We start from the raw sequence: 10,976 nt of genomic DNA, 5'->3' as shown, positions 1-10,976 counted from the left end.
CTGTGAGGGGATGACCGATCGCCGCTTGGATGCAGAAGCGATTGAGAGCCGTGCCGAAAACCCCATCGTAATCGAGGCGGTTGATGAGCATTTCATCCATTCCCGTCTCTTCGGTGAGCACGCCGTATACGATCCCCTGGTTCAAGTCCGTGGCCCTCAGACCCCAGATTTTGCAGGCAAACTGAATATTATGACTGTCGTGAACTTTGGAGAGGTGATAGAAGCTGCCCGGTTGCTTGGGATACGGTAAGGTATCCTTGCGTCCGTTGTGTTCGATGGTGATGTAGCCTTCTTCGATATCGATATTCGGCGTTCCGTACTCACCCATCGTTCCCAGCTTGACTAAATGGCAGTCCGGGAAATCCTGCTGGAGGATGTAGAGCAAATTCAGCGTGCCGATGACGTTATTGGCTTGAGTTAAAACCGCGTGTTCGCGATCGATCATCGAAAAAGGTGCAGAACGCTGTTCCCCAAAATGAACGACGGCTTGCGGCTCAAATTGATGCATTGCCGAGTTCAAGAAAGCGTAATCGTTGATATCACCAACAAACAGATCGATCGATTTTCCCGTCAAATCGCGCCAGCGTCGAATGCGTTGCCCGATCGGTGCAATGGGTGTTAGCGTTTCGATGCACAACTGTTGGTCCCAATGGCGGCGTACCAAACTATCCAGGATACCGACTTCGTACCCGTGATTGGAGAGGTAGAGCGCAGTTGCCCAGCCGCAGTAACCATCACCACCAATAACTAGAACTTTCATTTTGCTAAACTTTAATGGCTCATACTCGCTAAATCTACCAGGTTTAGCGTCCGTTTTGAAAAATTTTCGCGACCTGGAACGAGGTTAATGAATGCTATATCTAACATCTAAACGATCCGGGCATTCATCTTAATTTGACAAAATCGAAATTCATCGACTGTCGATTTCACATTTCAATCCTCGGAATCTCTCTTTTCGCGCCTCGATCGCTGGTATTGTATTCTTCATTGGGTTCTCAAAACTAGCTCGCGCGATCGCATCCATTGCTCGGATTCTCGAACACAGGGTGCTATGCCTTCCAAATAGGGGAGTAATTGCGGACGGAAGAGATAGGGGTTATCCGATTGCTGTGACTGGTAATCGATATTGAGGGCGGGTTAACGTATTGAGCCGTTGTCCGTCAAAGGCGATGGAATTGCGAGGCTCTAAAGACTCAAAAACAAAAATTTGCTCGAACTGGCGCTGTTAATGTGACAAATGTGCAAGTTTTTTCGATATCCGCACGACCGAAGCATGTTTTCTTGGGATTGACTGACGCAAAGTAACTAGGACGAGCTACGTCGCGATCGCTATTTTTCGCAAAGAGATCGCGACGTAGGGAGCGCTACATTTGGCTAAATTTTAGTTCAAGAGGAGAGAACTGCCCGACGGGCAGATGAAACCCTCAGTTGTTTAACCCCAATCGGAATTGCACGATATCTCGTTTGCAATGAAAACTTCTCCAGATCGAGCTTCATCAACGAGTATTTTGATTGTTGATGATATCCCAGATAACATACAGGTTCTATCAGCAATGCTGACGGCGCAAGGGTACGAAGTGCGTAATGCCCTCGACGGATCGATGGCATTAGCCTGTATCGAGCAAAAGCTACCCGACTTAATTTTGCTCGATATTATGATGCCGGGGATGAATGGGTACGAAGTGTGTCGTACCCTCAAAGCTTCAGAGCGCACCCAAGATATTCCCGTAGTATTTTTGAGTGCTTTGGACGATCCCACCGATAAAGTAGCTGCTTTTGATGCCGGTGGCGTCGATTATATTACCAAGCCCTTTCAACTGCGAGAGGTTTTGGTGCGCGTGAGGACTCAAGTCACCTTACGATTGCAGCAAAAACAACTTCAAGCCAACAATACTCAACTCCAGCTAGAAGTTAGCGATCGCCTTCGAGCTGAAGCGGCTTTGCAATCCCTCAATCGAAACCTCGAAACCCGCGTGCGATCTCGAACGGCTCAACTGCTGGCGCTGCAAACCGAACTCCGTCAAGCCCTCGCGCGCGAACACGAACTCAATCTGCTCAAAGATGAGTTTTTGAGTAATATTTCCCACGAATTGCGCACTCCTCTCAATAGCATTATCGGATTTCTCCATTTGGTTCTCGATGGCTTTTGCGAGGAGCGATCGGAAGAACTCGAGATGCTCCAACAGGCGGATGCATCCGCGATGCACTTGCTCGCTTCGATCGAAAGTATGCTCGATTTGGTCAGTCTCAAACGCGGTCAACTTTCCGTGGCCTGCCAAATTGTCGATTTACAAGCCTGCTTGCAAATTGCCATCGCCACTCGGATGCCTCAAATTCAAGAAAAAGGTTTGCAAATCTTGCAGCCCGATTCAGAAAAGTTACTACTCTACGTCAAAGCCGACCCAGATAAACTCGAGCAAGTGTTGGTTCACATCCTCGATAATGCCGTCAAATTTACCGATGGGGGGAGTATCGAAATTACCAGTGGGGTGAAATCGGGATCGGAAACCGACGACAATCTTACCCCTCCTCAGGTGTGGGTGCGGGTACGAGATACGGGAATTGGCATAGAACCGAGTACGATCCCCAAACTCTTTGGCCCGTTCGTGATGGCAGATACCTCCAGCACTCGCATCCATGGGGGAAATGGATTGGGATTGACTCTGGCTCAAAGTTTTATGGAATTGATGGGGGGGCAGATTTCGATGGATAGCGAGGGAAAAGGCAAAGGGACGACGGTAACCATCGCGCTACCGCTGTGTTGCGATTGACCCCGAGCGAACCTGCACGGATACCAATTTTATTTCAATCCCAGTTTTTTTCTAAGTTCAGTTGCTCCCATAAAAAACAGCGGCGTTACAACGAAACCCGTTAAAGCCAGATGAGTTGAAAAATGAAAGTAGAAATACCATAAAATTACAACTCCAAATGTTGAATCCATATGGTCGATAAAATAAAACAATCGGCTGCTTTCATCTCCCGGTGGAATATTCAATCGCCGCTTAACAAAAGAATTAGGCAGTTCGGCAAAATTAAAAATGAACCCGACGAGCAACCCATATTCAAAAACGTTAAAACTCGAATACCCGATAAAAATATCCCATCGGGATAAAAAAAGCCGTTCGATAAATTGAAATAATAAAACGCTAATCGTGTGGGCGATGGGCAAACTAATTAAGCCTCTCCATTTCTTATTGGCACCAAACCATTCTGTTTGAATGGGTTGATTTGCAAGTTGAAATACTGGAGTTTTCCAGAGAAAGACTTCAATAATCGCTGCGACAAATAATCCCAGTCCCAGCCAAAAAAGATTAAACGTATCGAATAAAAAGGTAGAGAGTACTCGATCGATATTCATTCAGGTCTCAAAAAATAGTAAAAAACTGACTACCGAGGTTGGCATTTACCAGCCCGAATCAAACCAATCCGACGGGCAATCGCCTCTTGGGATGAAGAAAAAGGTCCCCAACGAGCGACAATTTCGACATCGTTTTGGGTTTCAAGGCGATCGTCCCAGAGAACATTGCAAGTGCCGCTCTGGTCTTTGACGATATACCAATGTTGGGAATTTTCTGTCGGGTTGAACTGTTCTGACATCGGTCAAGACTTGGGGTCTAAATTGAAAATCGAAGCTTGAGATGGGGAATCGATTTAGCGATCGACCCACTCGATTTCGCAACCTCAGTCATTGTAGACCGAATCTTTAACGATTTCTCGGCGGTAATCGTACGTTATTTCTTCAAGAACGGCGCGCCAGTCTTCTTATCTTTGCGGTGACGATTGGCGATTGGAGCTTGGCTTTAACGGCAGTTTTATTTATGATTTCGCGAGTTGGTTGCTATTATCGATCGTGTGGATTCTCTCTAAAGTGAAGGAAAAAAGCTGTAGGAAGCCTGGGACTTGAGATAAGGGGTCAATGACTCCCCATTTTCGACGGTGAGGAAGATGCGATCGGCCCGTTACCTCCTCAGACTCGAAAGAAAGATAGGGAATTTCCCCAGTTCGCAATCTCCAATAACGTGTCAAAATGAAATCGTAAACTGTTAAGAATTTTTACTTACCTACCTTGCTCGCTCTACTGCAAACTATCCGAGAAATCGTTCGGCGCTGGTGGTCGGAGTTTACGCTCCAGACCAAGCTGATGGCTGCCGCAACGCTGATGGTGTCGTTAGTGGTGAGTAGTTTTACGTTTTGGGCGGTGAATACGATTCAAGAAGATGCGCGCCTCAACGATACTCGTTTCGGTCGGGATCTGGGGTTGCTGCTCGCATCTAATGTCATCGGTCTTGTTGCTGAAGATGACAAAAGCCAACTCGCCCGCTTCTCCTCAAGATTTTATAACAGCACTTCTAGCGTCCGCTATCTCCTTTATGCAGACGAAGAGGGACAAATTTTTTTCGGGATTCCTTTCTCCGACACTCAGGTTCAAAATTCTCTGACCATCGAGCGCCGAATTCAACTACCCGACCGCTTTGCTGCAAACTCCCAAGAACCTCTGGTGCGGCAACATTCGACACCCAATGGGGTGGTGACTGACGTATTCGTTCCCCTAATCGACGATCTCGGTCGTTATCTGGGGGTATTGGCTGTGGGAACAGACCCCAACCCCACGGTTGTGACCTCTTCTAATCTCACCCGAGATGTAACGATCGCCGTATTTATCTTGATTTGGGTAATGGTAACCCTGGGAGTCGTCTTCAATGCCCTGATTATTACCCAACCGATAAAAGAGCTATTGGTGGGGGTGAAGAATATTGCCGCAAAAAACTTCAAGCAGCGTATCGATCTCCCCCTCGGTGGAGAATTAGGAGAATTGATCGATAGCTTCAATGAGATGGCAGAACGTTTGGAAGGGTACGAAGAACAAAATATCGAACAACTGACGGCCGAGAAGGCAAAATTAGAAACTCTCGTTTCGACGATCGCCGATGGGGCGGTACTTCTCGATTCGGAGTTGCAGGTGATTTTAATCAATCCAACCGCGCGCCGGATTTTTGGCTGGGAAGGGAAAGAGTTGGTGGGGACGAATGTCTTACATTCCCTACCAACAGAAGTACAAGTGGAAGTGACTCGACCCCTCTACCAAGTGGCGCGAGGCGAACGGGAGGGAGGAGAGTTTCGTATTTCCCTAGGTCAACCGACGAACCGGACGATCCGTATTTTGATTACGACGGTTCTCGATCCGTCGAAGGAAGAACTCAAAAGTGTGGCGATGACCGTGCAGGACATCACCCGCGAGGCGGAACTCAACGAAGCCAAGAGCCAGTTTATCAGTAACGTCTCTCACGAGCTGAGAACGCCGCTGTTTAATATCAAATCGTTTATAGAAACCCTGCACGAGTACGGTGACGATCTCGGAGAAAAGGAGCGCCGGGAGTTCTTGGAAACGGCAAATCACGAAACCGATCGCCTCACGCGCTTGGTAAATGATGTATTGGATCTCTCGCGTTTGGAATCTTGCCGGATCTACCATCTCGATGCCGTGGAACTCGTTCAACCGGTGGAACAGATCCTCCGCACCTATCAACTGAATGCGAAAGAGAAGGGAATCGAACTTCGCCAAGAAATCGAACCGGATTTAGCGCCGGTTTTGGGTCATTACGATCTTCTGCTACAAGTGTTTGCTAATTTGGTGGGCAACTCGCTAAAATTCACCTCGTCGGGCGGTCAAGTAGTGATTCGCGCTTACGCCCTACTGGCGTCATCTTCAGGTGACGGAAAGGCGAAGGCACCCGGTACGATCCGCATAGAGCTGTCGGATACGGGTATCGGGATCGATCCTGAAGATCGCGAGGCGATTTTCGAGCGCTTTTTCCGAGTGGAAAACCGAGTACATACTCTCGAAGGCACGGGATTGGGTTTATCGATCGTTCGCAATATTATCGATAAGCACCACACGAGTATTCATCTGGTGAGCGAGGTAGGTGTGGGAACGACATTTTGGTTCGATCTACCCGCATTTGAAGGGTAAAAACCGGGTTTATAGGGTTCATAGTGCCAGCAGAATACTCAGTGCGACTAACACCAGAACAACCAGCCAAATTAGATGGCGTTCGATCCAAGGTCGAGGTTTGTAGGTGGGTTTAGATTCGATCGGTGGCTCTGAAATATCGTGATAGAGGGTGCAATCTCGGGCGTGGGGACGTTGGGGAAAGGTGCAGGTATCGTCGGCATCGTAAGTGCAACTCGCACACAGAGACTCTTTATCCGTAGCACGATGTAACGGAATCCCCGGATGACCGTAAGCCGTCAGAGAAATGCCGCAATAGGGGCAGGTGACAGCCCGCTGGGGTAAGCTTTGGTGACATTGAGGACATTCGCGCATGGGTCATCTTGAGTAAAATCGGCGTGGGATTCTCGAGGAGCGATACGATCGCGAACTGCTCTCCATCCTTACAGAAAAGATGCTCGTCCGACAACACACTCCACCTTTTTTCCCTCGGCTAGTAGAAATATTCCCACCAAAAAGCCCCACACGTTAGATGTGGGGCTAAAACGATATTCGTCAAACTAGGCGAAACGAAATGCGATCGCCTATTCTAGAAATCGCTCTAGAAGTTGAACGTCGTCCGCAGAACGCCAATCACGATCGGATCGCTATCGAGAGGATCGTCGAGATCGCCAAATCCACCGGGATTGAACAGGGCGACAACACCAGGCGTGATGTTGATGTAGTCGTTGACGGCATAGCGATAGAAGGCTTGAATACTCAGGGGTACGTCATCGCCTCCGGCGATAGCACCACCGAAATCAATTCCACCGACGTAAGGTTCGGCACCCGCTTGGAGGCCCAACAAATTGCCCTCGCCACCTAAGTCGGGGAAGGCAAACCCAAGACCGTAGTACCAAATTTCTGCATCGCCAGCTCCGCCTGCCTCAAAGGCATCGGTATAGCCACCGAAGGCACTAACAGAAATTTTCTCGGAGAGCTGGTAAGCAGCTGAGGCACCGTAAGAGTTGGTGACCGTCGCCACATCAAAAGGATTGCGCGCTAGAGACGTTCCCACGAGGGTATCGAAGATAGCATTGCCATCCACATCTCCAATTCCACCGCCGCCAAAGTCATTGAAATAGGCGTGGACGTAAGTCAAACCTAATTGAAGTTTGCCCGCATCGAAGGTAAGCTGTCCGAGCATGGAATACTCACCGTTGAACAAGCCACTTCCTTCTGAAGGATCGAACGAGTCTCCACCGAAGTAACCGGCACTGACGGTAACGTTGTCGCCGACGAAGTAGTTCAAGCCCAAACCACCACCGGAAGCCAGACCGATTTTATAAATCGGGCTGCTTTCACCGAAGCTGGTGATGGAGTTGTTCGCGCCCGTAAAGCCTTCAAAGTAAGGACTGACGGTAGGAACGAAGTCTTGCCAGAGAGGGAAGGCGGCAGGAAGGTAAACTTGAAACTTGTCGCCGTTATAGTAGTACGCCAGCCAGCCGATACCGACATCGTTGCCGCTGTCGGCTGTTTGGTAGGTGGTCGCGCCGATACCGCTATTGGTCAGAGGTGTCGCGTTGGAGGCATCAAGACGGGTCCAGAGCTGTTGCTTCTCGTCGAAGTTGGTGACGAAGTTAAGACGAACCCGGTCTTGGAACACCGTTTGGTCGAGACCGACGGTTTCTAGAGTATCGCCGAAGGAGTCGGCAACGCCGAAGACCACTTCCCCGATTAATTTCGTAGTGGTAGAGAACTGGTTGGCTTCGAGTTCTGCCGTGCGCGCTTCGAGAGCGTCAACCCGTCCGCGCAGGGTGGCGAGTTCGGCAGCAAATTCTTCTTGCAAGCGGCGAATCACGGCCAAATCTTCGGCGGTGACTTCGGACTCGACATCAACCAAATTGAGAATTTGGTCTAAGCAAGCGTTCAAACCGGCGGCAAATTCGTAACGAGTGGTGGCTTGGTTGCCGCGATAGGTTCCGTCAGGATAACCGGCAATACAACCGTAGCGCTCGACGAGGGATTGCAGAGCTTGAAACGCCCAATCTGTCGGCTGCACGTCGCTCAATTGAGAAATTGAGGTGACTTGAGAAATCGAATCGACCGACGTTTGGCTCGATTCTCCTAAAGACTGTTGCTCGGTGAGCTGCATAAACTCGTCAACCGAGACGGAAGACGCGGGTTCGATCGCCGTTTGAGACAACTTAATGGGTTCTGAAGCTTGAACTTCAGGGAGCTTGAGATCGGACTTCAAGCTTGGGCTAAAATCCTTCGCAACTGCTGAGGAAGCTAGTACCATCTGACCGAAGAGGGCGACGGGACTAACTAACAGTATTTTCCACAATATATTTCTCATCGTTTCCTCACACCTTGGAACTACGAGACTGATTAAAATTAGGCAATCACTAGCTACACTAGCAAAATTGTCTATCGCTTGAGTGTAGCAACTACTACCAAAAACTGCAATAGGCGCTAGACCCTCGTTGAAATCGTGAAAAATCAAGAGGGGACTGGAATTGGGGCGAGGAAGAGAGGTCGGTGTTGCGGATATTTGAGAACGCGGGTGACGGAGAAGATACCCATCCAAATATTAAGGATTCGCACTATAGATCGAGATGCTCTCACCAGATCTGAAGTAAACCTTAAATTTTGCAATCGAACTGAACCGTATCGTACTACAAAAGGCGCGGTCGCACCCCTTGTTTAAATTTTCGATCGGCCGTTACCCAAGCTTCTTAACAGCCGATTTTTCTTTCTCTGGGAGATAATATACTACACAATTGAACCGCTTCAAAATTTCAGTAACAAAATACACGATTTAAATCGATCGATTCGTCATATACTGACCAGTCAGTATTCCGACTTTGTCCAAATCAAACTTTCTTAGATCGACCTTCTCGGGTAATCTGAGGTGACAAAGAAAGTGTCCGAACCCATCGGGAACAACCATTTACATCCGAGCGTTTGCTAGGACTCCAGGTTCTTCAAGCGTAAGGTGCTGTCGTTGCGATCGAGTTGGTAAGTCCAGCGACATCGGGTCTTGAACTGAGTAAGGGTGCGATCGCGATCGACAGTGCGATCGAGTCAATACACAAATATCTTTAAATGTGAGGAGGAGACATCAATATGTCTAAATTAGGACGGCGTAAGTTTCTCATCTACGGATCTGCCGCACTGGGAACCAGCCTATTTCTCAAAGCCTGCACGGACCCGGCTACAGAGGGTGAAGACACTGAAATAGTCGAAGCCGGAGGCGAAGAAGCCAGTGCTGGCGGCGGCGATACCATCAAAGTCGGGATTCTCCACTCCCTCAGCGGTACCATGGCAATCAGCGAAACCACCGTTGTCGATGCGGAGAAACTCGCCATTAAAGAAATTAACGAAGCCGGTGGAGTCCTAGGCAAGCAAATCGAATTTGTCGAAGAAGATGGCGCTTCCGATTGGCCGACTTTTGCCGAGAAAGCCACGAAATTGATCGAAGAAGACAAAGTTGCCGTTGTCTTCGGTTGCTGGACTTCCGCCAGTCGCAAAGCCGTACTACCCGTCTTCGAGGCGGCCGATCACATGCTCTGGTATCCGGTGCAGTACGAAGGTCAGGAATGCTCGAAAAATATCTTCTACACCGGGGCCGCCCCCAACCAGCAAATCGAACCGGCCGTGGACTGGCTGATGGAAAACAAAGGTCAGCAATTTTTCCTCGTGGGTTCGGACTACGTCTTCCCCCGCACTGCCAATAACGTGATTAAAGAGCAAGTGGCAGCCAAAGGTGGCGAAGTGGTGGGTGAAGATTACTTGCCCCTAGGCAATACGGAAGTCACCCCGATTATTACCAAAATCCAAGAAGCCTTACCCGACGGAGGCGTAATTTTCAATACCCTCAACGGTGATAGCAACGTAGCGTTCTTCAAACAGATGCAAGGCGCGGGACTCGGCCCGGATTTGTATCCGGTGATGTCCGTTAGCGTTGCCGAAGAAGAAGTGCGGCAAATCGGGCCGGAGTTTCTCGTGGGACACTACGCGGCTTGGAACTACTTCCAAACGGTGGATACTCCCGAAAACGAGAAATGGGTGGCCGACTTCAAAGCGGAATACGGTGAAGACCGGGTGACCAACGATCCCATGGAAGCAGCCTACATCATGGTGTATTTGTGGAAGCAAGCGGCGGAACAAGCAGGCGATGCTTACGATCTCGCCGCAGTGCGCGAAGCTGCATACGGTCAAACCTTCAACGCACCGGAAGGAACCGTGACCATGAATCCCAATCACCATATTTCCAAGACGGTGCGGATTGGGGAAGTGCGAGAAGACGGTCTGTTCGAGATCGTCTCGGAAACCGATGGCCCGATCGATCCCGAACCCTGGAACCAGTACGTCCCCGATACGAAAGGTTTGGGTTGTGATTGGTCCGATCCCGAGAAAGGGGAGAAGTACGAGTTAGAAGAAGCCTAGTCTTTCGTGAGTTCGGAATTCGGAATTCGGAATTAACCAAAGAGAGGCAGTCGTGGGGAGAGTCGGGAATTCATAACTGGGCGATTGAATTGTCCGTTGTCAGTTGACTCTCCCCTTGCTTATCTCTTTCATCTGTTCGGCTAACGAGAACAAGCGTGCTGCAACAACTCTTAAGTGGTTTATTTAATGGAATTAGTATCGGTTCGGTGCTGCTGATTGCAGCACTGGGTTTGGCGATCGTCTTTGGGTTGATGGGAGTCATCAACCTCGCCCACGGAGAACTGATGATGTTGGGGGCGTATACCACCTATGTGGTGCAAAATGCCTTCAAACCCTTAGGCGACCCTTGGTTTGCCACCTATATCATCTTTGCCTTGCCCGCCGCGTTTATCGTGGCCGGTTTGGCTGGGTTGATATTAGAACGGGGGGTGATTCGCTACCTCTACGGACGACCGTTGGAAACCCTTCTAGCTACCTGGGGAGTGAGTTTGATTCTGCGACAGTTCGTCCGCAGTGTCAGTTGGGGAATGACCATCGGCATTTTGCTATTTTGCCTGTTGTATTTCGGGGCAACCTGGATATTGCGCCGCCGTCC

At 49.4% G+C, this 10,976-nt stretch carries 9 protein-coding genes; 4 read left to right on the top strand and 5 right to left on the bottom strand.

The features are described 5' to 3' along the window. Positions 1–760: NAD-dependent epimerase/dehydratase family protein (locus IQ235_RS08465; RefSeq protein WP_264321042.1), on the bottom strand; the 760-nt coding region annotated here is incomplete at its 3' end. Between the two features lie 709 nt (positions 761–1,469). On the opposite strand from IQ235_RS08465, the gene IQ235_RS08460 reads away from it, so the two are divergent. After that, a complete protein-coding gene (locus IQ235_RS08460) occupies positions 1,470–2,771 on the top strand; it encodes a hybrid sensor histidine kinase/response regulator (protein ID WP_264321041.1) in 1,302 nt (433 codons plus the stop codon). 29 nt (positions 2,772–2,800) lie between these two features. Here the strand turns inward: IQ235_RS08460 and IQ235_RS08455 are convergent, their stop codons facing one another. Beyond that, positions 2,801–3,358 carry a CDP-archaeol synthase gene (locus tag IQ235_RS08455; protein WP_264321040.1) on the bottom strand — a complete coding sequence of 186 codons (558 nt, stop codon included), beginning with the start codon at positions 3,356–3,358 and terminating at the stop codon, positions 2,801–2,803. Between the two features lie 29 nt (positions 3,359–3,387). After that, entirely contained in the window at positions 3,388–3,597 is a 210-nt protein-coding gene (locus IQ235_RS08450; protein WP_264321039.1) for a DDE transposase family protein, read from the bottom strand. 469 nt (positions 3,598–4,066) lie between these two features. Here IQ235_RS08450 and nblS point away from each other — a divergent pair, with 469 nt between their 5' ends. Then, a complete protein-coding gene (gene nblS / locus IQ235_RS08445) occupies positions 4,067–5,971 on the top strand; it encodes a two-component system sensor histidine kinase NblS (RefSeq protein WP_264321038.1) in 1,905 nt (634 codons plus the stop codon). An 18-nt stretch (positions 5,972–5,989) separates the two neighbouring features. Here the strand turns inward: nblS and IQ235_RS08440 are convergent, their stop codons facing one another. Then, positions 5,990–6,325: a double zinc ribbon domain-containing protein gene (locus tag IQ235_RS08440; protein WP_264321037.1), complete on the bottom strand. Its 336-nt coding sequence runs from the start codon at positions 6,323–6,325 to the stop codon at positions 5,990–5,992. Between the two features lie 226 nt (positions 6,326–6,551). After that, positions 6,552–8,288: an iron uptake porin gene (locus IQ235_RS08435; RefSeq protein ID WP_264321036.1), complete on the bottom strand. Its 1,737-nt coding sequence runs from the start codon at positions 8,286–8,288 to the stop codon at positions 6,552–6,554. 770 nt (positions 8,289–9,058) lie between these two features. Between IQ235_RS08435 and urtA the strand changes: the two genes are divergently transcribed. Both urtA and IQ235_RS08425 read left to right on the top strand, forming a co-directional pair. Further along, entirely contained in the window at positions 9,059–10,381 is a 1,323-nt protein-coding gene (urtA, locus tag IQ235_RS08430) for an urea ABC transporter substrate-binding protein (protein ID WP_264321035.1), read from the top strand. A 158-nt stretch (positions 10,382–10,539) separates the two neighbouring features. Then, positions 10,540–10,976: ABC transporter permease subunit (locus IQ235_RS08425; protein ID WP_405196657.1), on the top strand; the 437-nt coding region annotated here is incomplete at its 3' end.

The organism is Zarconia navalis LEGE 11467 (genome assembly GCF_015207075.1).
Classification (GTDB): Bacteria; Cyanobacteriota; Cyanobacteriia; order Cyanobacteriales; family Geitlerinemataceae; genus Zarconia; species Zarconia navalis.
The sequence above is the reverse complement of the archived record's forward strand: the minus strand, read 5'-3'. Positions and strand labels throughout refer to the sequence as shown.